We start from the raw sequence: 25,987 nt of genomic DNA on the forward strand, positions 1-25,987 counted from the left end.
TCCAGCCCCTCCGGTGAGCCCCCCAGACGAGGCCACCTCCCACCCGCGGGTGCCTCCGGCGCGATCAGGCGCGGATCGCCACGCCGTGGCCGCGATCGTCCGTGAGGATCTCGAACGCCGCGCGCCGCGCCGTCGTCAGGGTCACGACCTCGACCTCACGGCCCAGGTTCTTCCGCCGCAGCGTCACGCTGCACGCCGCGATCTTCGTGTTCAGGCAGTGCTTCACGCCGCCGGGCGGGTTCCTGTACTCGAGCCCCACGAAATCCTCGGGGCGCGCGGAGATCCGCCCCTCGACGCTCACCCGGTCGGTCTCGGACCGGAAGCGCCAGGTGAAGTAGTCGAACGAGGCGTCCGCGCGCACCGCCCTGCCCAGCGAGCGCAGCGCGATCTCCTCGCCCTGGTGCCGCAGGACCAGCGGCGTCATCCGCGGCGTCCAGAGCGGCCCGATTTTCAGGCGGGCCGTCGCCACCTCCAGGAAGCTGTCCGGATGGCCGTCGAACCCGGCGACCTGCCCCCAGGCGTAGAGGTCGGTGTGCTTCGTCCCCCAGTTGTGATTCTGGCTGCCCACCCAGCCCGAGACGTCCACGTCCTGCCCGAAGGCCCGGAGGACGCCGCTGTAGACGCAGAGCGGCGCGCCGACCAGGCTCTTCGCCTTCGGCAGCGGGGCGTCGTAGAGCGCCGCCGGGAACAGCAGGAGCGGCTCCCCGCCGCCCGCGAACGAGAGATCCCACGAGACGGCCCCCTCCCCCTCGCCCGCCGCGCCCGTGAGCCTGCCAGGGCCCAGGCGGGCGTCATCGACGGTCACCGCGAAGGCGCCCCGGTCGAAGTCGCAGCGCCCGGCGAACGGGACCTCGCGCTTGGCGACCGCGTGGCGCCCCGACTCGCCGTCGAAGTAGACGGCCCAGAGCTCGCCCTCCGCGGCCTCGGGCCGCCCCGCCGGGCTGAAGAGCGTGTACCGGATCCAGAAGGCGAGCGGGCGGCTCGGGTGGTTCGCGCGCTGGAAGAAGCTCTCGTAGAAGCCGCCCCGCTGCCCGGGCCGGAAGCGCGCGTGGTTCGCCCGCCGCCGGACCGCCTGCTCCCTCGCGCCCCTCACCGGCCGCCCCCCTGCCGCCCGCTGCTCAGGAGATCGGCGATGACCCGCTCCAGATCGTCGAGCGAGATCGGCTTCGCGATCTTCGGGTTGTCCACCCGCTCCACGAACGCGCGCGCGCTCGGCGTGAACGCGCCGCCCGACATGAAGGCCATCTTCGGCAGGAGCTGCGGGAACTGCTCGCCGATCTCGTCGTACAGGGCCATCCCGCTCATCTGCGGCATCAGGAGATCGCAGACGATGGCGTCGACCCGGCCGCCGCGCGCCCGCAGGAGCTCCAGCGCCTCGTGGCCGCTCTTCGCCACGAGCACCTCGTGCCGCTCCTCGAAGGCGCGCGCGAACGCGTTGAGGAGCATCGGCTCATCGTCGATGAACAGGATCGTCCCGCGCGACGACGGGCGCGGGGGCTCCGGCGGCGGGAGCGGCACCGGCAGATCGGCGGGATCCAGCCCGGTCAGGCGGATGGTGAACGTGGTGCCGACGCCGGGCTGGCTCGACACCGTCATGGTGCCGCGCTGCTCCTCGACGATGTTGCGCGAGACCCAGAGCCCGATGCCCGGCCGGGCGCTCTCCTCCTTCGTCGTGAAGAACGGATCGAAGATCCGCTCGACGACCTCCGGGGGCATGCCGCGGGCGTTGTCCTCCACCTCGACGTGGTGGACGCCCGCGTCGAAGCGCGTCGTCACGCGCACCATGTTCTCGTCGCGCGGGCGGTTCGGCATCGCCTGCGCGGCGTTGATGAACAGGTTCACGAACACCTGCGAGAGCTTGCCCGGATAGCCGACGAGCGGGGGCATCTCGCCGTACCGGCGCTCGATCCGGCAGAGCTGGCTGAGCTGCGGGCCCGTCATGCGCAGCGCGAGCTCGATCACGTCGACGAGGTCCACCCGCTCGGGCTTGCGCTCGCTGCTGCTCGAGAAGAGGTTGAGGTCGGTCACGATGTCCCGCATCCGCTCGACGCCGGCGAGCGCCTCGTGGCAGGACTTGTCGATGAGATCGATGGCGCGGAGCAGCTCCTCGTAGGAGCCCGTGGCGACCGGCCGCGCCGCCGCGACGAGCTTGTGCGCGCCGCTCCGGATCTGCTCCAGGTTCGCCATCACCCAGGCCATCGGGTTGTTCAGCTCGTGCGCGACGCTCGCCGCGACCTGGCCGATGGAGGCGAGCTTCTCGCTGTGGAGGATCTGCGCCCGGCGCGCGACCTCCTCGGTGACGTCGCGCATGACCGCGAGCGACGCGTCCTCGCCGTAGAGGCGCGTGATCCGGACCGTCATCACCTTGGTCAGGCCGGCGCGCGTCTGGCAGCGGACGGTCGCCTCGCGCGGCGCCTCGGAGTGGGACGCGGACATCACGAGCGCGCGCAGCACCGGCACGTCCGCCGCGACCGCGAGCGCGGTGATCGGCCGGCCGATCCACGCCTGCCGCGAGTGCCCGAAGAGCACCTCGAACCGCACGTTCAGCCGCGTCAGGTTGCCCTCCTGGTCGATCGTCGCGAGGACGTCGGACGAGAGCTCGACGATCTCGCGGTACCGCTCCTCGGAGGCGAACAGCGAGCGCTGGGCGTACGCCTCGGCGAAGCGGTGCTCGAACTGGAGCAGGAGCGCGTCGACGGCGCGGAGCACGTCGATGGACGACACCGGGTCCACGTCGTCGTCGTGCGTCGTGTCGAGCACGCCCGCGACCGCGGTGCGGAGCTCCGAGGCGGCGATGAGCGGCCCGCTGATGGAGTACCCGGTCGCGTAGCGCTGCTCGACGAGGTGCGTGATGAACTGGTCGAGCAGCTCCGCGCTGCCGTCCTCGAGGATCCGGGTGAAGGCGGCGAGCCAGGAGCGGACGTTCTCGGTCACCTCGCCGACGGGCCGGTCGGTGTACCGCCCCCGCTCGGGCGGCAGCGCCAGCACGTTCTCGATCCAGTCGTCGATCAGCTCGTCCTTGTGCCGCTTGCAGAGGTCGAGCAGCCGCCTCCGCGCGAGCGCCATCGACGTCTCCCCGCGGGCGCTGTGGGGCACCGAGGACCGGCGCTCGCCGTCCCCCCCGTCGCGCGCGGCCCTCGCCTCCGGGAGCTCGCGCTTGACCTCCTCGTCCGCTGCCATCGCCGGTCACCTGCCGCGGAGGACCTCGCAGCCCATGAACGCCCGGAGCGGCTCCGGCACGACCACCGTCCCGTCCGCCTGCTGGTACTGCTCGAGGATGGCGATGACCGTCCGCCCCACCGCGAGCGCCGACCCGTTCATCGTGTGGACCAGCCGCGGCTTCGCCTTCGGCTCCGGCCGGTAGCGGATCTGGGCGCGGCGCGCCTGGAAATCGCCGAAGTTCGAGCAGCTCGAGATCTCCCGGTAGACGCCCTGGCCGGGCAGCCACACCTCGAGGTCGTACGTCTTCTGCGCGCCGAAGCCGAGATCGCCCGCGCAGAGCGCGGACACGCGGTAGTGCAGGCCGAGCCGCTTCAGGACCTCCTCGGCGTGCGCGGTGAGCAGCTCGTGCTGGCGGGCCGAGTCCTCCGGCGCCGAGAAGCGCACGAGCTCGACCTTCTGGAACTGGTGCTGCCGGATGAGCCCCCGCACGTCGCGCCCGTGGCTGCCCGCCTCGCTGCGGAAGCAGGGCGTGTAGGCCGCGTAGGCGATCGGCAGCGACGCGCCGTCGAGGATCTCGTCGGCGTGCAGGTTCGTGACCGGGACCTCCGCCGTCGGGATGAGGTAGAGGTCGTAGGCCCGCTCCGGGTCGCTCTTCTGCGTCTTGAACAGGTCCTCGGCGAACTTGGGGAGCTGGCCCGTGCCGAACAGGGCCGAGTCCTTGACCAGGAACGGCGGCAGCACCTCGAGGTAGCCCTGCTCGCCGGTGTGCAGGTCGAGCATGAACGTGATGAGCGCCCGCTCGAGCCGCGCCGCCGCGCCCATCAGCACGGTGAAGCGCGCGCCCGAGAGCTTCGCCGCGCGCTCGAAGTCGAGCAGGCCGAGCGCCGCGCCGATCTCCCAGTGGGGCTTCGGCGTGAACGAGAAGCTCGGCCTGTCGCCCCACGTCCGGAGGACCACGTTGTCCTCCTCGCCGGCGCCGTCGGGCACCGACGGGTCCGGCAGGTTGGGCACGCTCGAGAGCATCTCGGTCAGCCGGCGCTCGAGGTCCGACACGCGCTGCTCGGCCTCCTTGATCCTGGCGGACAGGGCCTTGAGCTCGTCGCGCTTCTGCGCGAACTCCGGCGATTTCTTGTCGAGGCGCGCCATCGCCTCGTTCGCCGCGTTGCGCTCCGCCTGCCACCGCTCGAGCTCCTGGATCCTCGACCGGCGCTCGCTGGCCGTGGAGGCGAAGTCGTCTCCCAGGGTGGCGGCGGCGGCGGGCGAGCGACGAGCGAGCGCCGCGCGCACCTCATCGAGGTGGTCTGCGACGTGGCGGGGATCGAGCATGCCCACGGTGTAGCCGAAGCCCGCACGCGCGTCAGCAGTCGCGACGCGCTGCTCCGCATTGTCCGAGGGGGGTGTCGTGAGGGGCGGCGGGGTCGCTCCCCTGCCCGGCGCGGCGGGCGGGGAGCGGCGAGGCGCTGGGCGCGCTAGGCGCCCTTGCCGAGGCTGCGCAGCACGAACTGGAGGATGCCGCCGTGCTGGTAGTAGTCGACCTCGTTCGGCGTATCGATGCGCGCGGTGACGGTGAACGTCTTCTTCGCGCCGTCCTCGCCGGTCGCCACGACGGTGAGCTTCTTGCCGGGCGTGAGATCCTGCGCGATGCCGCCGATCTCGAACACCTCGCGCCCGGTGAGCCCGAGCGTGGCCGCGTCCTCGCCCGGCGAGAACTCGAGCGGAAGCACGCCCATGCCGACCAGGTTCGAGCGGTGGATGCGCTCGAAGCTCTTCGCGATGACCGCGCGCACGCCGAGCAGCTTCGTCCCCTTGGCCGCCCAGTCGCGCGACGACCCGGTGCCGTACTCGGCCCCGGCGATCACGACGAGCGGCGTGCCCTCGGCCTTGTACCGCATCGCCGCGTCGTAGATGGTCGTCTTCTCGCCGTCGGGCAGGTGCACCGTGACGCCGCCCTCCTCGCCGGGGCGCAGGAGGTTCTTGAGGCGGATGTTGGCGAACGTGCCGCGCATCATCACCTCGTGGTTGCCGCGGCGGGCGCCGTACGAGTTGAAGTCGGCGGGCGCGACGCCGTGCTCCATCAGGTACTTCGCCGCGGGGCTGTTCTTGGCGATGTTGCCGGCCGGCGAGATGTGGTCGGTCGTCACCGAGTCGCCGAGCAGCGCGAGGACGCGGGCGCCCCGGATATCGCTGAGCGGCGCCGGCTCCTTCGCCAGGCCCTCGAAGAACGGCGGCCGCCGCACGTACGTCGAGGCCTCGTCCCACACGAACGTCTGGCCGCTCGGGACCGACAGCTTCTGCCACTCCTCGTCGCCGGCGAACACGTTCTCGTACTGCGCCTGGAACTGCTCGGGCCGCACCGCCGACCGGATGGCCGCGCTCACCTCGGCCGAGCTCGGCCAGATGTCCTTGAGGTACACCGGCTCGCCGTTGCGATCCGTGCCGACCGGCTCCTTGAAGAGGTCGGCGTCCACGTCGCCGCGCAGCGCGTAGGCGACGACGAGCGGCGGGGAGGCGAGGAAGTTCATCCGGACGTGCTGGTTGATCCGGCCCTCGAAGTTGCGGTTGCCCGACAGGACGCTCGCCACGACGAGATCGTTGTTCTTCACGGTGTCGGCGATCACGTCCGGCAGCGGCCCGGAGTTGCCGATGCAGGTCGTGCAGCCGTAGCCGACCGTGTGGAAGCCGAGCGCCTCGAGGTACGGCAGGAGCCCCGCCTCGCGCAGGTAGTCGGTCACGACCTTGGACCCGGGGGCGAGCGACGTCTTCACCCACGGCTTCACCGTGAGCCCGCGCTCGACGGCCTTCTTGGCGAGCAGGCCCGCGCCGAGCATGACCGCCGGGTTCGACGTGTTGGTGCACGAGGTGATCGCGGCGATCACCACCGAGCCGTGGCGCAGGGTGTAGCGCGCATCGCCCTGGGTGACCTCCGCCGGGCGCATGACCTTCTCGAGCGCGGGCGCGTGCGCGGCCGCGGCGCCGGTCTCCTCGTCGAGGAACGCCTTCACGGCGGGCTGGTCGGCGGCGGCGAACTCCTTCTCGAGCATGCCCTGGAGCGAGGCGCGGAAGGCGCGCTTCGCCTCGCGCAGCCGGACGCGGTCCTGCGGCCGCTTCGGGCCGGCGATCGACGGCTCGACGTCGCCGAGGTCGAGCGAGAGCGTGTCGCTGAAGACCGGATCGGGCGTGCTCGCCGTGCGGAAGAGCCCCTGCTCCTTGTAGTAGGCCTCGGCGAGCGCGACGAGCGGCGCGGGCCGGCCGGTGAAGCGCAGGTAGGCGATCGTCTCCTCGTCGACCGGGAAGAAGCCGATGGTCGCGCCGTACTCGGGCGCCATGTTGGCGATCGTGGCGCGGTCCGGGAGCGAGAGCGCGGCGAGGCCGGGGCCGTAGAACTCCACGAACTTCCCGACCACCTTCTTCTGGCGCAGCATCTGCGTCACCGTGAGGACGAGGTCGGTCGCGGTGGCGCCCTCGGGCAGGCTGCCGTGGAGCTTGAAGCCCACGACCTCGGGGATGAGCATCGAGAGCGGCTGGCCGAGCATCGCCGCCTCGGCCTCGATGCCGCCGACGCCCCAGCCGACGACCCCGAGCCCGTTGATCATGGTGGTGTGCGAGTCGGTGCCGACGAGCGTGTCCGGGTAGACCAGGCTCCCCTGCCGCATGACGGCGCCCGCGAGGTACTCCAGGTTGACCTGGTGGCAGATGCCCTGATCCGGCGGCACCACGCGGAAGTTCGTGAACGCCTGCGCGCCCCAGCGGAGGAAGGCGTAGCGCTCCTGGTTGCGCTCGAACTCGAGCGCCGCGTTCACCTTGAGCGCGGTGGAGGACGCGAAGCGATCGACCTGGACCGAGTGGTCGATCACGAGGTCGGCGGGCTGGAGCGGGTTGATCTTGAGCGGGTCGCCGCCGAGCTTGGCCAGCGCCTCGCGCATCGCCGCGAGGTCGACGACGGCCGGGACGCCGGTGAAATCCTGGAGCAGCACGCGCGCGGGGTGGAACGCGATCTCCTGGGAGGGGCGGGCCTTCGGGTCCCAGTTGAGGACGGCCTCGACGTGGTCCTTGCGCACGACGCGCCCGTCCTCGTGGCGCAGGAGGTTCTCCAGGAGGATGCGGAGCGAGAAGGGGAGCTTGTCGATCGAGGCGCCGCCCTTCGCCAGCGAGGTGAGCTTGTAGTAGGTGTACGTATCGGCTTGAACCGTCAGCGTGCTCTTCGTGCCAAAGCTGTCGACCATGCGGCCTCCTCCTACGTCGGAGCGCCCTTGTAGGCGCGTCGAAGGCGCTAATCTAGTGTTATGTGCGCGCGCTTTACCCTCGCCGTTCCGGACCTCGCGGCCCTGATCAGGCTGCTGGAGGGGGCCTTCGGCGCCTCCGCCGGGCCCGCCGCGGCGATCGATGTCGACCCGAGGGCCGCTGCGTTCTACCGGCCGCGATACAACATCGCGCCCTCGAGTGTCCACCCCGTGCTGCGCGCGCGGGACGGCCGGCGCGAGCTCGTGCCCGCGACATGGGGCTTCACGGCGCGCTTCGCCAGAGGTGGCGCGGGGCCTTCGCTCCTCGCCAACGCGCGGGCCGAGAGCGCGCGGACGAAGCCGACGTTCCGCGACGCGTTCGCGGCGCGGCGCTGCGTGATCCCGGCGGACGGCTTCTACGAGTGGACCGGGCCCAGGGGCGCGCGGCGGCCGACCTGGTTCCACCCGGCGGGGGGCGGGCTGCTCCGGCTGGCGGGGCTGTACCAGCCGGCGAAGGATCCCGACGCGGGGGACACCGGCGTTCGCTTCACGATCCTCACGACGGACGCGAGCGGCGACGTCGCGGAGGTCCACGACCGCATGCCGGTCCTGCTCGCGCCGGGGGACGTCGACCTCTGGCTCGGCGCCGGCGGCGGCGTGGATCCGGAGCAGATCGAGGCGCTGCTCCGGCCGGCGCCCCGCGGCACCCTCGCGGCGCGCGCCGTCTCGCCGCGGGTGAATTCGGTCGCCCACGACGGTCCTGACCTGCTGCGGGAGGTCGCCATGGGCTCCCTCGCCCCGGAGGCCGCCGCGGGCTCCCCCGCCCCGGAGGCCGCCGCGGGCTCCCCTGCCCCGGAGGCTGCCTCGTCGAGGGGCGCCGCGCCGAGGGCCTCCGCGCCAGGCAAGGCCGCTGCCCCGAGGGCCGGAGGAACGCTCCCGCTCTTCGACCTCGATGGCGGCGCGGGGCCCGCCGTCCCCTCCGGACGGACCCCGCGCCACTGAGCGTCGGCGCGTCAGCGCGCGGAGGCGCTGCTCGTGCGACCGCCCTTGCGGCCCGTGCGGCCCGTCTTCGCCGGCCGGGTCGTCTTGCGCGCGGGCGCGGCCCGACCGGGCGCGGCCCGCCCGGACGTGGCGCGCCCGGACGTGGCCCGCCCGGTCTTCGACGGCGCTGCCTCGGTCGCCTTCTTCCGCCCGGTCGCGGCGCCGCGGCGGCCCTTCTGGGCCCCCCGCGCCGGCTGGGCCCCCCGCGCCGGCTGGGCCCCCCGCGCCGGCTGGGCGCCCCGCGCCGCTTCACCGCGCTGCGTCGACGCGCGCTTCGCGGGCGGACGCTTGGCCGCCGCCTTGCGGGGAGCCGCCTTCGCCGCGCGCGGGCGACGGCCGGGGATGGCGGGCATGCTCTTCGCGACCGACTGGATCAGGAGGTCCTCGACGTCGCCCGCGCGCACCTCGTCGAAGCGCGACGAGAGGCGGGCGCCGAGCTCCTCGAGGCGCTCGTCGCCCATGGCGCTCTGGAGCTGGGGGAAGAGCTCCCGCTCCTCCTCCTGGATGTGGTGGCGCACGAGCTCCTTGAGCACGCCCAGCCTGGCGTGAAAGGTTTCGTCACCCGGCTCGGCGCTGAGCAATTTCTGCAACATGATGTGGACGAGGGCGTGCTCCTCGTACGAGGCCGGGATCAGGCGGGAGGCGCCGATCGCCTCCTGGCTCGCGGGGTAGAGGATTTCCTCCTCGATGGCCGTGTGGCCGACGAGGGTCGTCACAAGCTCGTCGCGGAGCGCGCCGATCTCGTTGGTGCCGGCGAGCGAGATGCGCTCGAAGAGCTCGTCGACTTCCTGGTGCTGCTCCTTCAATAGGTCGGTCGCCTTCATGCGGGGACTCCTCTCACGGAAAGATGAAGCGCCGTCGAGGCGCTTTGCCCTGTGCGGACTGCGGCGTTTGCGCGAAGCATGCCAGGCGCGCCGCGCGCGCGGAGCGAGCGCATCACGCGCACGCGCGGGCGCGGGCGTACGTCGCGCGGCGCGCGCGGGGCCCCGCGCCTCTTCCGGGCGCGCGGCGAGGCATCGTGCCTCGCTGCGAGGCACGATGCCTTTGCCGGAGCCCGCGCCGCGTCGCCCTGCGCGATGTCGCGGACGCCCTCGCCCGCGTCCGGCTCGAGGGCGCCGCCGGGCGCCTTCAGCGGGCCGTCACCGCGCACGGCGCGCGCGCGGGCGGCCGTCGCGCGGGCGGCCGTCGCGCGGGCGGCCGTCGCGCGGGCGGCCGTCGCGCGGGCGGCCGTCGCGCGGCGCGGGCGTCAGTGCGCGCCCCAGACGTTGAGCACGGCCGCCGTCTCCGTGTCGATCGTGGCCGGCTCCCGCTGCTCGGAGGGCGCGCGCACGGACAGGTCGAGCGCCACCGTGCGCCGGAAGAGCGCCATGGCGGCGAGCGGCATCACGTCGCGGCGGTTGAAGGCGCAGGTCGGATCCACGTCGAGGTCGCAGAGAAAGGGGGGAACGCCGAGCCGCCCCGAAAGCACGAGGTTGCCCCAGCGCGTGGAGTAACGATCGCCGAGGGCGGCGACCTGGGGGTCGCGCTCGACGCCCTCGAGCCCCGAGGCGACCGCCGCCAGATCCTTCCCGAGCGGTTTGCGGGCGAACGAGAGCCCGAGGGCGGCGACCGCGGTGCGCGCGACGTCGATGATCTCCGTCGGGGCCGCGACGCGCTGGCCGGCGTACAGGTCGCCGGGAAAGTGGACATAAAGCGGCAGCGCGAGGAACGGCTCCTGGAGATCGAGGCCCTCCGCATAGAGCGCGCCGTCGGAGCGCCCGCTGGACAGGTCGCCGGTGACGATGAACAGGGTCTCGTCCCACAGGCCGGCGGCCTTGAGCATCCCGATCAGGTTGCCGATGGCACGGTCCTGGCCGGCGAGCGCGATGTTCGAGAGATCGCGGATCCGGTCCCGATCGTCGGGGCTCAGCACGCTGCGGCGCCGGTTCCGGAGCTTGGCGAGGATCTGGGCGGCGCGGCGCGGCTCGATCGGGCCGGCGTAGTCGGCGGGCTTGAGGGCGTTCAGCTCCTTCGGCCGGACCTCCCAGGGCGGGTGGCCGCCGCGCGCGTGGACGAACGCGAGCAGGCGCGCCCCGGCGTCCTGGCGGACGGTCTCGCTGATCCAGGAGGCCGCGGCGTCGATCGGGGTGGTGGCGGGATCGCCGCTCGTCGGGGGGTGCTCGAGGACGCGGGACCAGCCGGGCCCGAAGCCGAAGGCGCCGAAGGTGCTCGGGACGCCGGTGAAGAAGCCGGTCCGGACGCTGCTGTCGCTCGCGATGGCGCCGATGGTGGTCATCCGGGCGGGGAGGCGGGCGCCGGCGTCGGTGACGGTGTGGGCCGGCGGCGGCAGGCCGGTGAGCAGGGACGCGGCCACGGCGGACACGACCGTGCTCGGCGCCCGGTGGTGATCGAACGTCGTCGCCGAGGAGGCGAGCTCGGAGAGCGTGGCGAGGTTCGGCTCGGGGCGACCGCTCCAGGGGGGCAGGTCGGGCCGCTCGACGCCGTTCAGGGCGACGATCACGACGGCGCGCGCGGCGGGAACGGACGGCGGGGGCTCCGGCGCCCCGGCGAGGACGGGGTCGCCGAACAGGACGAGGCCCCCCCGCGTTGCGGCCTCCGCGCGCAGCTCGAGGGTGATGAGGGAGCCCGCGAACTGCGCGAGCGGCAGATCGAGGTCGGTCCAGGTCGCCTTGTCGCCGCCCTCGACGTGGACGCGATGGAGCACGAGGGGCTCGTGGCCGTCGCGCAGGACGCGGATCTCGGCGTCGCCCTCGCTCGAGCCCATGACGCCGACGGAGGTGCGGAGGCGGGTCACCCTGGACGGGCGGAAGGCGCAGCGGACGGCGCCCGGGGCGCGCAGCGCGATGGATCGGTGCGGGACGCCCGCGAGCGCGGCGGCGGGCGCGACGACATCGCGCAGGGTCGGGGGTCCGTAGGTGGACGGGTCGTCGTCGGGGGTGCCCACGCGGATCCAGTCCACGTCGGCGAACGACTCGCCCGCGCGGAGCCGCCCCGAGAAGCGGATCGTGAGGGTGTGCAGGCCGGGATCAGCGGGCAGCGAGGTGGTGGGCGTCGACGGGATGCGGATCTGGTCGCGCTGGAAGCGGAGCGTGCCGAGGGGCTGATCGTCCAGCGATACGGTGGCGTACCGGGAGGCGAGCCCGACCGCGCGGGCGGATACGAAGATCGGGCTGGCGGACGGCAGGACGAACGTGAGCTTGATCCGTCGCTCGGAGATGCGGGCCCAGGTGGCGCCGTTGTGCTCGACCGGCTGGATCCCGGTGGGCACGAACCCCTGCCAGGCGAACCGGCCCACGAGGGCGCCCGCGCCGGTATCGAACAGGAGCCCGCGGTGCTCGAGGTCGCAGCCGGGCAGCTCGTCGACGAGGTGGACGACCTCGCGCGCCGGGGGCAGCGCCTCCGCGGCGGCGCTGGCGGACGGCGCGGCGGCGCCTGACGGGACGTCGCGCCCCGACTCGCAGCCGGTACAGCCGGAGAGGAGCGCGGCGGCGGCCGCGAGGAGCGCGGGCGCGGGCGAGGAGCGGGGGGTGAGGGTCACGCGGGCGCGCACGGGGCGTGCTCTACCACGAGCGGGAGTCCTGGGCGCACGAGCGGGGGTTTCTGGGCGGCCGTCGTCGTCGGCCCGCACGTGATTTCGCTTACCCGTCCGTTCACTGCCCGCTGCTGGCGAACCCCGCCCTCACCGACGTGAACGTGGTCGTGGTCGTGGTCGTGGTCGTCAACGGCTCAGTCGTGAACGTGAACGTCGCCCGAAGTCGCCGCTCTCATTGCCCACGATTCACCTCGGCCAGCGCCATCTTCGTGAGTATCGAACCGTCCTTTCCAGCAGCTCACGAGGTTCCACGAGCTCCACACGGAGGCAGCGACGATCTTCGACCAAGGTTTCGGCAGAACGTTCACGTCAACGAGTGTGTCGTCGACGACCACGACCACGACCACGTCCACGTTCACGACCATGTTGTTGTGCTGGGTCGACGGCGCTTTCGCGCGGGCGTGCGAGGGGGGGCGCGGCTCGCTTGCCAGCGAGCCATGTCCTCCCCCCTGCATCGTCGGAAGCCGTTGCAGCCGCCGACATCGCCCCCGACGCTGCGTCGGAAGCCGTTGCAGCCGCCGACATCGCCCCCGACGCCGCCGCGGACGCCCGCGCAGCGACCGACGTCCCTCCCGACGCTACGTCGGAAGCCGTTGCAGTCGCCGACATCGCTCCCGACGCCGCGTCGGAAGCTTGCTTTGCCGCCGACATCGCTCCTGACGCCGCCGCGCTCGATTGACGAGCTCGCCCGCCCTTCTTAGCCTCCGCGATCCTCGACGATCGCCGGTCTTTCGCCGGCGGCGCTCGAAGGAAGAACGAGAGGGGAAACCATGGCCATCAACACCATCCAGTACGACGACTCCCTCGACCAGATCTGGAGCGTCCTGGTCTACGAGGAGGCGCGGCTGCTCAAGGACAAGAACGCCAGCGACCTCGCCGCCGAGGCGGGCGCGCTCGTGGAGCGCTGGGCCCAGGTGAACGCCGGACAGCGGAGCGCGTGGCGCGCCGAGATCGTCGCGCAGGCGGGCGTCGACGCCGAGGACGACCTGCTCGACGACACCATCGACCAGCTCGACAACGAGCTGCTCCGGACCTTCCGCGATCGGGACGCGCCGCAGCGCAAGCGCTACTTCAAGAAGGCCCGCCACGAGATCGTGCGCCTCGGGCTGGAGAGCGAGCTCGAGATCGTGCGCGCGTGGCCGGCGTCGCTCAAGGGCGAGGGCGAGGCCGCCCTCCAGGCGCTCGGCGCGCGGCTCGAGGAGGACATCGCCCGGGGCGACGTCGCGGTCGAGGAGCGGCAGCGCGCCGCCGCCGCCACCGCCGATCAGCGCGTGCGGGAGATCGTCCGGTTCGTGGACGACATCAACGCCGCGCGGCGGACGCGCTACGGCCTGCTGATCCAGCGCGCGGAGGAGCGACGGCTGCCGAAGGACTGGCCGGGGCGGTTCTTCAAGAAGGGCTCGCAGGGGACCAGGAAGAGCAAGGCCGCCCCCGCCGTCGAGAATCCACCGGCGTAGCGCGTCCGCTCGGCGCCGCGCGCCGCCTCGCCGGCGCGGCCTCAGCGCCGCCTCGCCGGCTCGGCCCTCGGCGCCGCCTCGCCGGCTCGGCCCTCAGCGCCGCCACGGGGGCGCGATGCGCAGCCGGGTGAGGCGGCCGGCCTTGACGAGGGCGAAGCGCACCCGCTCCTCGTCCCGCAGCTTCGCCCGGATCTCGTAAGCGTCTGCTTTCGGCGCGAGCGGCAGCTTGACGCTCCCCTTGCCCACCTTGCGGCCGTCCACGTAGAGCGTGTCGCCCGCGCCGGCGATCACCTCCAGCATGCCTTGCCCCTCGGGCACCTTGTCCGTGGTGGCGAGCGGCAGATCCTCCGGCAGCACGGGGCTCGCGGGCGTCTCGCCGACCGGGCCGCCGGCAGCCCCGGCCGGCGCGGCGTCCGCGCCCGGCGCCGCGGCGACGGCGGGCACCACGGCCGCGCCCGACATCGTGACCGCCCCCGGCGTCGTGGCCACGCCCGGCGGGGCGGCGGTCACGGGCTCGACGGCCGGCGGGTTCGGCGACGGGGCGGGCGGCGGCGCGCCCTGCAGCTCGTGCTCGCGCGACAGCCGCGCGCCCACCGCGAAGACGCACGCCGCCACCGCGAACAGGATCCACATCGCCGTGCGGTTGTCGCGCGCCGGCGCAGGCGCGGGCGGCGTCGGCGCATAGGCCGACGGCCGCCGCACCCGGCGCGGCGTGGGCGATTCCTCGAGGGCGGGAGCCGGCGCGGGCGGGGCGACCAGCGCCGCCGGCGCGGACGGGGCGCCGAACGCCGCGGGCGGCGCGCCGAACGCCGCGGGCGGCGCGCCGAACGCCGCGGGCGGCGCGCCGAACGCCGCGGGCGGCGCGCCGAACGCCGCGGGCGGCGCGCTGACCGCCGCGGGCGCGGGCGCCTCCACGACGGGCGGCGGCGGCAGCGAGCCCAGCGTGAGCAGCCGCGGGGGCTCCGGGGCCTCGAGCGCCGGCAGCGTGGCCTCCCGGTCGTCCCGCTTGCGGGGCGCCGGCTCCACGCCCGGCGTCGCCGGCGTCACGTCGGCCAGGGCCGCGGCCTGGCCGGGCGTGCTCCAGCTCGCGCGCGCGCCGATCGCGTCGCCCTGGAGCTCGGCGAGGTCGCTCGGGACGCGGGCGCTGCCGAGCGCCCCCGCCTCGCCCCCGCGCGCGCTGGCGGGCGCGAGCGCCTCGCCCTCGCCGTCCTCGCCGTCCATCACCGTCACCGAGATCGGCACCGCGGAGCTCGGCGCCGCGGAGCCCGGCGCGCGCGTCCCCGAGATCGGCGCCCCGGAGCTCGACGCGCGCGCGGCCGAGACCGGCGCCACGGAGCCGGGCACCACCGTGACCTGGTCCTCGGCGGCCTCCGCGGCCTCGGCGGCCTCGTGCGAAGCCCCGCCCGCCTCGCCGCCGACCTCGGGCAGCAGCGCCCCGGCCGGAGCCGGCGGCTCCGGCGCGCGCCGCACGCCGCGCAGGGTCTCCTCCTCGCGGGTCACCGCGCGGGCGAGCAGCTCCTGGCCGTCGCGGCTGATCACGCGCCGCACGCCGCCGCGCGCCGCCACGTCGTTCAGCACGTCCTCGACCAGGCTGGCGGCGAACTCCCCCGCGGTGATGACCGAGCGCGGCGAGACCCCGCGCGCGAGCTCCTTGAGCAGCGCCCGCGCCGGCTCGGGCGTCGCGTCGGCGGTCGCGCCCAGGCCGTCCAGATCGAGGACGACGCGCTCGACCTGCATCAGCGACGGCCCGTGCAGGAGCCGCTGGGCGGCCCGGGCCGCCGCGATCGCGGGCACGAGCTGCTCCGCGAGCGTGCCCTCGAAGCCGGAGCGCGGCCCTGCGGCGAGCTCGCTCTCCGGCGCGGGCGCCACCACGAAGCGCCCGGAGCCGACGCCGAGCAGCGCCGCGAGCACCGACGGGCCGCGGTGGAACGTGCCGTCCTGCGCCGTCCGTGTCGCGCCCATGGGCCGGCCGCCCTGGATCAGCACCTCGTACAGGTACGCGGCGTCGCGCACCGACACGAGGGCGTCGGGCCGGTGCGCGCACGAGAGCGACAGGAGCGTCCGCGTGGTCATGCCGTCCAGGCGACCGCGCACCTCGCCGCCGGCGGCGATGCGCTCGGCCACGCGCTTGCGACCGCGCAGGACCTCGCGCACCCGCTGCACGAACGCCGCGGCGCTCGCCTCCTTGCGGAGGTAGCCGTCGGCCTGGGCGCCGAGCTCGCGGAGCCGCTGGAGCAGATCCTCCTTCCAGGACAGCAGGATGACCGGCACGTCGCGCAGCGCCACGTCGCGCTTGAGCGCCCTGCAGAGGGCGAAGCCGTCGAGGCGCGGCATGAGCACGTCGCTCACGACCAGGTCGGGCGTGGTCTGGTACGCGAGGTCGAGCGCCCGCTCGCCGTCGTGCGCCTCGTGCACGGTCGCGCCCGCGGCCCGCAGCACGCCGGCGAGGAACCACGTCACCGCCGGATCGTCGTCGGCGACCACGATGTCCATCGCGCCGAGCGCCGTGCCGTCGAGCGCCGCGGCGGCCACGCTGGCCCCGCGCGCCGGCGCCTTCGCGCGGATCTCGCTGTGCTGCCGCGCGCGCTCGCGGTCGTCGGCCGGCGCGGCCATCCACGGCGCGAGCGGCATCGCGCCCTCGGGGCCGTTCGGCGAGAACCGCACGTCGCCGTGCGAGCGGATGGTCACGAGGTCGCGGATGCGGGCGACCGCGCCCCAGAGCGCCGCGAGGACCTCCGCGCCGTCGCCGAGATCCACGTGCGCGCCGCGGCTCCTCGGGTCCGCGGCGTCGCACAGCCCCCGGCGCAGCTCCTCGGCGAGCCGCGCCCCGAGCTCGTCGAGGCTCACGTCGCCGAGCGGCGCGCGCGCGATCTCGCGGCGCACGTACGTGGCCGCCGCCTCCGCGACCGCGCGCCGGAGCGCGTCGGGCGAGGCGGGCCTCGGGAGCGCGCGCGCGGCGCCGAGCGCCACGTAGGGCGCCGCGTCCTCGGGCCGCTCGAAGCGGCCGATGACGACGACCGGGACCAGCTCGGTCAGCGGCCCCTCGGCGAGCGCCTCGGCGAGCCCGCGCGCGCCCGGCAGATCCGCGTCGAGCAGGACCACGTCCGGCGCGTAGGCCCGGGCGAGCTCCAGCGCCGTGTCCAGATCGTCGGTCCGCTCCACCTCGAGGGCCGGCGCGAGGCCGTCGACGGCCGGCGCGAGCGCCGCGGCGAGCGGCGCGGCGCCCACGACGAGGACCGTGATCGGCGCGTCGAGGGTCGCGGGCTCCGGCGCCCCGGCGTGGCCCTCCGCGCCGCGCGCCGACGTCGACCGCGCGCTCGCCTCCTCGGCCTCGGCGTCCGCGCGCGGCGCGAGCGCGAGCCCGCTGCTCGCGCCCGCGATCCGGGTCGCGCTCTGGCCGTTCGCGCCGGCGGCGTGCGCGCGCGGCGCGACGTCCACGCGCGGCGTCGGCGCTTGCTCGCCCATGGCCGACTGCCCCCACGCGAGGGCGGGCAGCTCCTCGAGCACCTTCCGCAGCGCCGCGATGGCCTCGCCGCTCAGGCGCGCGCCGCCCGCGCCGAGGATCTGCGACTCCCCCTCGGCGATCCGCTCGGCGACGCGGATGAAGCGCAGGAGGCGCGCTCCTGCGCCGAGCGAGTGCAGGCGTCGCTTCAGCTCCTCCACGAGCCGCGGCGCATCGTCCTCCGCCTCGATCCGCCGGATCATCGCGCGGAGCTCGGCCACGCGGCGTCCCAGGTTCGCCACGAACTCGGCCCGCGCCCCGCCCAGCCGCTCGAGCCGAGCCTCGCCCACTGCATCGCTCCGCGGCTTCGCGTGCTCCACCGCCCTCGATCCTACGCCCATTGGCGGTCCCGTATCACAGGCGGATCAGACGGCTAAGTTCTCGGCAAAACATGAGGGCCGCCCGCCGCGACCCACGTTGCGACAGCGCGACCCGGGTTGAGGGCGCGACCCAGGTTGCGACGGCGCGACCCAGGTTGAGGGCGCGACCCAGGTTGCGACGGCGCGACCCAGGTTGCGACGGCGCGACCCAGGTTGAGGGCGCGACCCAGGTTGCGACGGCCTCCTGGACAAGCGTTGCGGCGCCCGTGGGGGGTGGGGCGGGCGGTGGGGGCTCACTGGAGGGGCCTTCGTTACGGCGAGCCACGACAGGGGCTCGCCGGAACGCAAGCCCCGGAGGTGAGCCCCCACCGCCCGCCCCACCCCCCGCGGGCGCTCAAGGGCGCCGCGATCACAGCTCCGCGGCGATCTTCTCGCGCACCCAGGCCGCAGCAGCCCGCGTCCCGAGCTGGCCCCCGACGTCGACCGTGCACATCCCCTGGTCGAGCGCCTGGGAGACCCAGCGCTCGATGCGGCGCTCCTCCTCGGGCCACCCCAAATGGGCGAGCATCAGCCCGGCCGTGAGCATCGCCGCGAACGGGTTCGCCACGTCCTTGCCGGCGAGCGGCGGCGCCGAGCCGTGCACCGGCTCGAACAGCGCCACCCGCCCCGCATCCGACGCGTGCACGTTCGCGCTCGCGGCCATCCCGAGCCCGCCCTGCAGCGCCGCCCCGAGATCGGTCACGATGTCGCCGAACAGGTTGTTCGTCACGATCACCTGGAACTGCGACGGATCCTGGATGAGGTACAGGCACAGCGCGTCCACATAGACGTGGTTCGCCTGGATCTCCGGGTACTCCGCGCGCACCTCGTGGAAGACGCGCAGCCACAGCTCGTGCGCGTGCCGCATGGCGTTGGATTTGTCCGCCATCGTCACCCGCGTCCGCCGGTTCGACCGCGCATAGTCGAACGCCGCGCGGATGATCCGCTCGACGCCCTTCCGCGTGTTCACGTCCTCGTTGATCGCGACCTCGTCCGGCGTGCCGCGCTTGAACTGCCCGCCCATGCCGACGTAGATGCCCTCGGTGTTCTCGCGGAAGACGACGAAGTCGATGTCCTTCGCCGTCCGGCCCTTGAGCGGGACGAGCCGGTCCGACAGCGCCCGCACGGGCCGCACGTTGGCGTAGAGGTCGTACCCGAAGCGCATGCCGAAGAGGATGTCGCGCGCGTGCTCGAGGTTCGGCACGCGGGGATCGCCGAGCGCGCCGAGGAGCACGGCCGAGCACTCGCGCTGGATCGCGACCTGGATCTGGTTCGGGAACGTCGTCCCGTCGCGCAGGTACCTGTCCGCGCCGAGGTCGAGCTCCCAGAGGTCGATCGGCAGCCCGGCTCGAGACTGATAAAGCTCGAGCAGGAGCCTGGCCTCCAGGGTGACGGACGGACCGATGCCGTCGCCGCCGATGATCGCGATCTTCTTCTTCTTGCTCTTGCCTGCCGCCACGGTGCTGTCGCGCGCTCCGGGTCAGCCGAGCGCGCGCTCGATCGGCACGTACTCCATCCGGTGCGCCGCCGCGACGGGTCCGCAGGTCAGCTGCCCGGCGTGGGTGTTGATGCCGAGCGCCACCGCCCGGTCCGCCCGGGCGGCGGCGAGGATGCCGCGGTTGGCGATCGCCACCGCGTAGCCGATCGTCGTGTTCGTGAGCGCCCAGGTGCTCGTGTGCGAGACCGCGCCGGGCATGTTGGAGACGCAGTAGTGCACGACGCCGTGCACCTCGTAGGTGGGGTTGTCGTGCGTCGTCGGGCGGCAGGTCGCGATGCAGCCCCCCTGGTCCACGGCGACGTCGACCACGACCGTCCCCTTCTCCATGCGGCGGAGGTGCTCCTCGGTCACGAGCAGGGGCGCCTTGGCGCCGGGCACGAGCACCGCGCCGATCACGAGATCGGCGCGCTCGCACATCGTCTCGATGTTCTCCGCGTTGGAGTAGAGCGTCTCGATCGCGCCCCCGAAGACGTCCTCGAGGTAGCTCATCGTCTCGGCGCGCACGTCGAGCACGGTGACCTGCGCCCCCATCCCGACCGCGATGGTCGCCGCGTTCCGCCCGACCACGCCGCCGCCGAGGATCACCACGCGGCCGCGCCGCGTCCCGGGCACGCCGCCGAGGAGCACCCCCTTGCCGCCCCGCTCCTTCTCGAGGCACGAGGCGCCGACCTGCACCGCCATCCGGCCGGCCACCTCGCTCATCGGCCGGAGCAGCGGCAGCGAGCCGTCCTCGAGCTGGATCGTCTCGTACGCGATGCCGGTCACGCCGCGCTTCACCAGCTCCCGGGTGAGGTCGGGCTCGGCCGCGAGGTGCAGGTACGTATAGAGGAGGAGACCCGGGCGAAAATGGCCGTACTCGGAGGGGAGCGGCTCCTTCACCTTGACGACCAGCTCGGCGCTCCACGCTTCCGCCGCCGATTTCACGATCTGGGCGCCCGCGCGCTGGTACGCCTCGTCGGTCAGCCCGCTGCCCTCGCCGGCGCCGGACTCCACGAGGACCTTGTGCCCGTGCCCCACCAGGGCCCGGACCCCGGCCGGCGTCATGCCGACGCGGTACTCACGTGTCTTGATCTCCCTGGGGACTCCGACAAGCACGTTTGCGCTCCTCGGCCTCGCAGGACTTCCGAAATGAGGCCCATACGACGATAGCAGAAAGTGACCGCCGTCACGCTGCACGCAGCGGAGCCAGCGCGGTTTCCGTGCGGGAGAAGCCGGGAATTCCGTTCCGATCGGGTGTCCGTGACCGGGGGGTGGCCTCGTTCGGGATGCTCACCGGAGGGGCTGGAGTGTAGGCGGGCCACGAGAGAGGCCCGCCGGAATGCAGGCCCCGGAGGGGAGCACCCCGAACGACGCCACCCCCCGTGGCCGCGCAGCTCACACGCCCGCGGCGGTCTCCAGCGCCGCGCGCACGAGGAGGGCGATCTGACCGGGAGAGGCGAGATCGAGCGGGCCCATCACGGCCTCCGCGTCGATGAGCTGGAGCTCCAGCGCCTCGCAGTGCGCGGCCAGCGCGTCCTTTCCGGCGTCGCCGAGGCGGACGACCACGGACGCGCCGTGCAGGGCGAGGGGCCAGGTGGGGGCGAAGCCTTCGTCGGCGGGGAGGCCCAGAAGGGCGAGCTCGACGCCGTCGCCCAGCCGGATCACCCCGAGCGGCCTCGGCAGCGGCGCGCGCGGCGGCGGCTCGGCGGGGAGCACGGCGTCGGCGATGCGGCGGACGGCGTGGGACAGCATGGCCATGCGGCGCGCGCTCGCGGCGATGACCAGGTGCGGCGGCGGCGCGAACCCCGGCCGCGACAGGCGCGTCACGAGCGACCGGAGGACGGCGAAATGCTCCGGCGGCGCGAACGGCGTCGTGAGGTCGGCGAGCGAGATCGGACGGACCTTCCCGGACGCGGTGAGCTCCATCAGCACCTCGAGGATCAGGAGATCCGGCGCGTTGATCTCGTCGAGCAGCTCGTCGAGGTTGTGCGGCATCTGGAGCAGCGCCGTGATCTTCGCGGCCACGACCGAGCGCGCCGCCGGCTCGGCCAGCGACGGAGGCGGGGCCGTCGAGGGCTGCGTCCCCTGCGGCCTCGCCGAGCCCGGCCCCGCGGCGCGGAGCGTGGGCGGGGGCGGCATGGAGCCTCGCCGGCTCCCCGCCGGCGCGCCCTCGGCCAGCGGCGTGGGGCCTGGCGCGGGCAGCAGCAACGTCGCGGCGCTCGCCTCGCCGTCCACCGCGGGCTCGCCGGCGGCCACGACCGCGCTCCAGGCCGCGCTGCGCGGCAGCGGGGACAGCGGGGGCAGGTCGGGTTCGTCGCTCGCCGGCTCGGTCAGCAGGAAGGCCTCGCCGCCCGGGGCGAGCTCGGCTCGCCGGCGCCTCACCTCGTCGACCTGGTGGATCGCCTCCATCAGCAGCCGCGACGTCGGCGCCATGATGCGGCGCACGCTCACCGGCTCGCCGGGCGAGAACGCGAACTGGCCGTCGCGCTCGCCGAGCAGCCGGTAGAGCGCCTTCTCCCCCTCGAGGCGGCGGTAGACGGCGTCGATCACCTCGCCGGCCGAGAGCCGGAGCTCGCCGGCGCCCGACGGCGTCGTGATGCCGAGGACGCCGCTCCGCCGGTTCATCGCGAGCAACTGCAGCAGGTCGACGAGCGGCACCTGCTGGAGATCGCCGCGGATCTCCTGCGGGGCGGTGGGCCTGGAGCCGCGCGGGGACGCCTCGGTGATGCGCGAGACGATGCGGTCGACGTCGCTGCGCAGGAGGTCGTCGGGGCCGAGCTCGCCCTCGGCGCCGTCGACGAGGAACAGGATCGGCGTGTCGGCGAGCTCCGGGACGGCGGCGAACGCGTCGGCGAGCGCGCTGTCCTCGTCGATCGCCCTGGCGGCGAGCACGACATCGGGGCGGCGCTTGAACGCCTGCTCCACGGCCTCGAACGCGCCGTTCGCGTTGGTCACCGTGAGACCACGCGCCCTGAGCGCCGACGCGAGCGCGCCGAGCGCGTCCACGTCCGAATCAACCAGCAGCACCCTGCGAGACACTGGATCGGGCCCTCCGAATCAGCCGAAGACCCGCAGCCCGGCCGCGCGGCCGATCCGCTCGGCGAGGAAGTCTGCGAGCAGCGGATCGGCCGCGTGAATCCCCCGAACGAGGCCGCCCTGGTTCCGGCCGACCAGGGCATAGGCGCCGTGCTCCGCCAGCACGCAGAGCGCCTCGATGTCGTCGCAGCCCGGCGAGGAGCGGAGGTCGAGGGCGTGCAGCACCACGTCCTCGCGCGGCGCGCCGAGCAGCGCCCGGACCTCGGCGCCCAGGCTGAGGCCGTCATGGTGAGCCACCATGATGAACACCGCGCCCCCGCGGAGCGCGTTCTTGACCACCGAGGCCGCGAGCAGGACCGTGTCGGCGACGGAGAGCTCCAGGGCGCGCGGCGCCGAGATCGCGGACGGATCATCGGCGATCGGGGCCTCGCGCACGAGCAGGCTGAAGATCTCGCCCACGCTCCGGAGGTCCTGGGGGATGCGGTGGACGATGGAGGCCTTGGTGGCGTCGGCGCGGCGGCGGGCGATGCGGAGCAGCTGCGCGAGGCTCTGTCCGTCGTGCGGGAACGTGGCGACCCCGACGAGCAACCCCTTGGGCAGGTACCCCGCCCGCTTCTCGCTGCCGGCGAGGCGGGAGAGCATCCGGCGGTGGCACGCGTGGGCCTCCAGCCCCGCCGTCTCGGGCATGAGCAGGTGGAACTCGTTCTCCTCGACGCGGGCCAGGATGTCCGTGTCGCGCACGGCGCGGAGCAGGTGCTCGGCGACCTGACCGGGGTGGAGGCCGCCCTGGGCCTGACCGGGGTGGAGGCCGCCGGTGAAGGCGGCGATCGGACCAGGGTGGAGGCCCCCCGCGGGCTGCGCCGGCGCGGCCCGCCAGAAGGCGAGGTCGCCCGGGCGCTCCGGCGCGGCCGACACCTCGGGCTCGATGACGATCGTCGCGATGGTGAACCGCCGGCCATACCGCCTGGCCTTGTCGATCTCGCGGCCGGCGACGTCGACGTAGTAGGCGAACGAGTAGGCGCTCGACGCCGGATCCTTCATCACGGCGCCGCCGGTCGAGCGCTCGCGCTCGCCGAGCAGGGCGAGCGCCGTCGTCGCCTGCGTGGCGAGCAGCTTGACCAGGCCGTCGAGGAGCGGGGCGCGGCGCGAGGTGGAGGCGCTGCTGTCGGGGCGCCGGACCGACGGGAACGCGGAGCTGCGGCCGGGCTCCTTCTGCAGGAGGAGGTGCCCGACGGAGAGCCTGCGGAGGGCGAGCGGGACGACGACGAGCTGCTCCCGCCGCGCGAAATCGAGGATGTCCGTCTCGGTCCCGTAGGCCGGGGCGCGGTCGAGCGGGCCGGTCACCGCGGCGCGGGCCAGCTCGCTCGACCTCTCGCCGACGGCGAGGAACACCGCGGCCGCCGCGGCGCCGGTCGCCTCGACGAACAGCTCGGCGAGCTGCTGGGCCGCGGCGTTGCGGTCCCGTGCGTCGGCGAGCTCGGCCACGCGGGCGATCCACCCGGCCGCGCGCGCGCTGCGCGCCGACTCCTGCTCGAGCTGCACCCGGAGGGCCCGCTCCGCGAACCGCCCCCGCACGGCGCCGACGGCGTTCAGAAGCTCGTCGCCGCCGAGCGGCAGGAGGAACAGCCCGGCGCCGCCGAGCGCGACGGCGTGGGCGCCCGCCTCGAGCGCCGCCCGCGTGGTCAGCGCGAAGACCGTCGCGTCGGGCGCGAGGGCCTTGAGGTGATGCACCATGGCGAGCCCGGCCCCGTCGCCGAGCCCCACGTCGATGAAGGCGACGTCGGGCGCGCCGGTCTCGGCGAGCGCGATCCCGTCGGCGAGGTCGCGCGCGAGCATCAGCTGGTCCGACGTGATGACCCGCGAGAACAGCGTGTGGGTCGCCTCGTCGGCGATGACCGCGAGCACCTTGAGCGAGATCTCGTGGACCGGCGCCCGGCTCGGGCTCCAGACCCCCTCGGGTGAGGCGGTCACGCGATCACCACCTCGCCCGAGAACACCCGGCGCGCCGGGCCCTGCATGGAGAGCTCCAGCGACCCTTCGGCGACGGTGACGCGCAGCGAGCCGCCCGGCAGCACCACGCGGATCGGCGCCCCGTACGGGGCGCGCCCCTCCACGCAGGCCGCGGCGGCGACGGCGACGGCGCCCGTGCCGCACGCCAGCGTGCGGCCCACCCCGCGCTCCCAGACGGTCACGTCGATGCACGCCGCCTCGCCGGGCGCGGCCGGCCGCACGCGGCAGAACTCGACGTTGATGCCCGCCGCCGGCGTCGTGGCCACGATCGGGCCGAGCCGATCGATGTCGTCCTCGGCGGTGGGCTCGAACGTCACCGCGTGCGGGTTGCCGACGTCGACGGTCGCGAACCGGTGCTCGGCGCCGAGCGCGGCGACCACGAGCGGCTCGCCCATGCGGGCGCGGCCCATGCCGACGAGCACGTCGAAGCGGTCGCCGGCCCGCGTGACCTCGCACCGCTTCTCGCCCGCGTCGGTCTCGATGGAGATCGCCTTCCGGGGGGCCCCCCGGGAGACGAGGTAGGCCGCGACGCAGCGGAGCCCGTTGCCGCACATCTCGGGGCGGCTCCCGTCGGCGTTCCAGACCTGCATCCGCGGCCGCTCGCGGTCGATGACCAGCACGCCGTCGGCGCCGATGCCGAACCGCCGGTCGCAGAGGCGCCGCGCGGCCTCGGCGGTCATCTGGGCCGCCTCGACGAGGATGAAGTCGTTGCCAAGACCTTCCCACTTCTCGAACCGGACGACGTGGTTGCTCATCGTTTCGCCCCGGCGAGCCGCTCTCGCGCCTCGGCCTCCTTGAGCCCCCGGACGGCGACGACCTTGCTCCTGCCGCTCGCGCCGACGGCGATCTCGACGTCGCTCTGGCGCACCACGAGCGCGCGGGCGAGCAGCTTGACGAGCTCCGCGTTCGCCGCGCCGTCGACGGGCGGTGAGGTCAGCGAGACGTCGAGCGCTCCCTCGCGCACGCCGAGGATGGCCGAGCGCGACGATCTCGGGCGCACCTGGACCGAGATGCGGACACCTTCCGCGCGTTCGGTGATGGCGAGGCGGCTCCACGCGCCGACGACGCCGCTCTCCTCGGGTTTGCTCATTTCGCCGTCGGCATCGTAGCGTATCTGGAGCTCACGCGTGGATTCCGCGAGGCGAGGCGGCGTCGCCGGGCGGCCACCGCGAATTTGCCGCCCGGCGCGCGGACCCGCTACTCTTTTCGTCGGGTCGCGGCAGGGCTCGCGCAGCAGACCGGGCGGGGGGCGACTCGCGCTGGCGGTTTCCAAGGGTCGCCGCTGGTGCTCACTTCCGCGGTGGAGGCCGTTTGCATGACTGATCGAGGAGAAGGGTCCGTGAACGCAACGTCCGGCCTCGCGAGGCGGTTGTGCGCGCTCGCGATGCTCACGGCGGCGGGCGGCCTGCTGGCGTCCGCGTGCGCGGACAACGAGAGCAGCCTGTTCGTCCGCATGCGGATGGCGCGGACCGGGGACTGCACGGTGACGTGCAGCCCGGACGAGGAGTTCTGGACGGCGGACTCGGTCGACTCCGCCTACAGGACCAGCCACAGCGCCACGCTCCTCGTGGGCAACCAGATCGTGCGGCGCGGCGACTCCGACGTGCTCCGCACCGAGACGTCGCGGGTGCAGCTCTACGAGGCGGAGGTGCGCATCACCGACATCGCGGGCAACCCCGTGGAGGGCGCGGACGGCGCGTCGGGGTACGTGGTTCCGGTCACGGGCATCGTCGATCCCGGCAGCTCCGACGAGGCCGGGTACAACTGCACCGAGGTCCTCCTGATCGACGGCGCCACGATGGACGTGCTGCGCGACCAGGCGAGGGCGTCGGGCCGTCCTGTCGAGGTGATCAGCACGGTGCTGGTGCGGGGCAGGACGCTCGGCGGCCAGGAGGTCGAGACCGCGGAGTGGTCCTACCCGATCCAGGTCTGCTTCAACTGCAGCGCGTGCATCAACACGGACCCGCCTGGGTGCTGCGATCCGGAGAAGGCCGAGGCGGAGAGAGTGGACTGCGGGGACGTGGACAAGGAGCTCGTGACGTCCTGCCCCGGCCAGGTCGGCGCGGTGGACTGCCGCACCCTGAGCAACACCTGCCGCGACCATCTCGCGACCTTCGGGCTGTAGCGCGCC

Annotated in this window: 16 protein-coding genes; 3 read left to right on the plus strand and 13 right to left on the minus strand. The window is 74.1% G+C overall.

Annotation, left to right across the window (positions count from 1 at the left end; all coding sequences use genetic code 11):
- Positions 1-64: 64 nt before the first annotated feature.
- The 4 genes from WMF31_RS38055 to acnA form a co-directional block, all read right to left on the minus strand.
- The gene (locus tag WMF31_RS38055; RefSeq protein ID WP_436606792.1) at positions 65-1,093 is read right to left on the minus strand and encodes a hypothetical protein; all 1,029 of its coding nucleotides are present in this window, start codon (positions 1,091-1,093) and stop codon (positions 65-67) included.
- A complete protein-coding gene (locus tag WMF31_RS38060; protein ID WP_436606793.1) occupies positions 1,090-3,180 on the minus strand; it encodes an ATP-binding protein in 2,091 nt (696 codons plus the stop codon). The genes WMF31_RS38055 and WMF31_RS38060 overlap by 4 nt, the downstream gene beginning before the upstream one ends.
- A gap of 6 nt (positions 3,181-3,186) precedes the next feature.
- Positions 3,187-4,488 (minus strand): serine--tRNA ligase, encoded by a 1,302-nt coding sequence (gene serS / locus WMF31_RS38065; RefSeq protein ID WP_436606794.1) that lies wholly within the window; start codon positions 4,486-4,488, stop codon positions 3,187-3,189.
- A gap of 143 nt (positions 4,489-4,631) precedes the next feature.
- Entirely contained in the window at positions 4,632-7,385 is a 2,754-nt protein-coding gene (acnA, locus tag WMF31_RS38070) for an aconitate hydratase AcnA (RefSeq protein ID WP_436606795.1), read from the minus strand.
- A 60-nt stretch (positions 7,386-7,445) separates the two neighbouring features.
- On the opposite strand from acnA, the gene WMF31_RS38075 reads away from it, so the two are divergent.
- The gene (locus tag WMF31_RS38075; RefSeq protein WP_436606796.1) at positions 7,446-8,384 is read left to right on the plus strand and encodes an SOS response-associated peptidase family protein; all 939 of its coding nucleotides are present in this window, start codon (positions 7,446-7,448) and stop codon (positions 8,382-8,384) included.
- An 11-nt stretch (positions 8,385-8,395) separates the two neighbouring features.
- On the opposite strand, the gene WMF31_RS38080 is transcribed toward WMF31_RS38075, so the two are convergent.
- Together WMF31_RS38080 and WMF31_RS38085 are read right to left on the minus strand one after the other, a co-directional pair.
- Positions 8,396-9,247, minus strand: coding sequence for a hemerythrin domain-containing protein (locus WMF31_RS38080; RefSeq protein ID WP_436606797.1), 852 nt, complete (start codon positions 9,245-9,247; stop codon positions 8,396-8,398).
- 422 nt (positions 9,248-9,669) lie between these two features.
- Positions 9,670-11,973: a sulfatase-like hydrolase/transferase gene (locus WMF31_RS38085; RefSeq protein WP_436606798.1), complete on the minus strand. Its 2,304-nt coding sequence runs from the start codon at positions 11,971-11,973 to the stop codon at positions 9,670-9,672.
- 812 nt (positions 11,974-12,785) lie between these two features.
- On the opposite strand from WMF31_RS38085, the gene WMF31_RS38090 reads away from it, so the two are divergent.
- The gene (locus tag WMF31_RS38090) at positions 12,786-13,472 is read left to right on the plus strand and encodes a hypothetical protein (protein WP_129354921.1); all 687 of its coding nucleotides are present in this window, start codon (positions 12,786-12,788) and stop codon (positions 13,470-13,472) included.
- 93 nt (positions 13,473-13,565) lie between these two features.
- On the opposite strand, the gene WMF31_RS38095 is transcribed toward WMF31_RS38090, so the two are convergent.
- The 7 genes from WMF31_RS38095 to WMF31_RS38125 form a co-directional block, all read right to left on the minus strand.
- Entirely contained in the window at positions 13,566-17,294 is a 3,729-nt protein-coding gene (locus WMF31_RS38095; protein ID WP_436606799.1) for a response regulator, read from the minus strand.
- Between the two features lie 409 nt (positions 17,295-17,703).
- Positions 17,704-18,792, minus strand: coding sequence for an isocitrate/isopropylmalate dehydrogenase family protein (locus WMF31_RS38100; protein WP_436606800.1), 1,089 nt, complete (start codon positions 18,790-18,792; stop codon positions 17,704-17,706).
- 21 nt (positions 18,793-18,813) lie between these two features.
- Complete coding sequence (gene ald / locus WMF31_RS38105; protein ID WP_129354927.1) at positions 18,814-19,926, minus strand: alanine dehydrogenase; 1,113 nt, start codon at positions 19,924-19,926, stop codon at positions 18,814-18,816.
- Positions 19,927-20,205: 279 nt separating this feature from the next.
- Positions 20,206-21,837, minus strand: coding sequence for a DUF4388 domain-containing protein (locus tag WMF31_RS38110; RefSeq protein WP_436606801.1), 1,632 nt, complete (start codon positions 21,835-21,837; stop codon positions 20,206-20,208).
- A 30-nt stretch (positions 21,838-21,867) separates the two neighbouring features.
- The gene (locus tag WMF31_RS38115; protein ID WP_436606802.1) at positions 21,868-23,817 is read right to left on the minus strand and encodes a diguanylate cyclase domain-containing protein; all 1,950 of its coding nucleotides are present in this window, start codon (positions 23,815-23,817) and stop codon (positions 21,868-21,870) included.
- Positions 23,814-24,611 carry a diaminopimelate epimerase gene (gene dapF, locus WMF31_RS38120; RefSeq protein ID WP_436606803.1) on the minus strand — a complete coding sequence of 266 codons (798 nt, stop codon included), beginning with the start codon at positions 24,609-24,611 and terminating at the stop codon, positions 23,814-23,816. Before dapF ends, WMF31_RS38115 begins: the two co-directional genes overlap by 4 nt.
- The gene (locus WMF31_RS38125) at positions 24,608-24,946 is read right to left on the minus strand and encodes a DUF167 domain-containing protein (RefSeq protein ID WP_436606804.1); all 339 of its coding nucleotides are present in this window, start codon (positions 24,944-24,946) and stop codon (positions 24,608-24,610) included. The genes dapF and WMF31_RS38125 overlap by 4 nt, the downstream gene beginning before the upstream one ends.
- Before the next feature lie 249 nt (positions 24,947-25,195).
- On the opposite strand from WMF31_RS38125, the gene WMF31_RS38130 reads away from it, so the two are divergent.
- Positions 25,196-25,981, plus strand: a complete 786-nt coding sequence (locus WMF31_RS38130) for a hypothetical protein (RefSeq protein WP_436606805.1) — start codon at positions 25,196-25,198, stop codon at positions 25,979-25,981.
- Positions 25,982-25,987 lie beyond the last annotated feature (6 nt).

The organism is Sorangium sp. So ce1036 (genome assembly GCF_051369805.1).
In the GTDB taxonomy this organism is placed as follows: Bacteria; Myxococcota_A; Polyangia; order Polyangiales; family Polyangiaceae; genus Sorangium; species Sorangium cellulosum_F.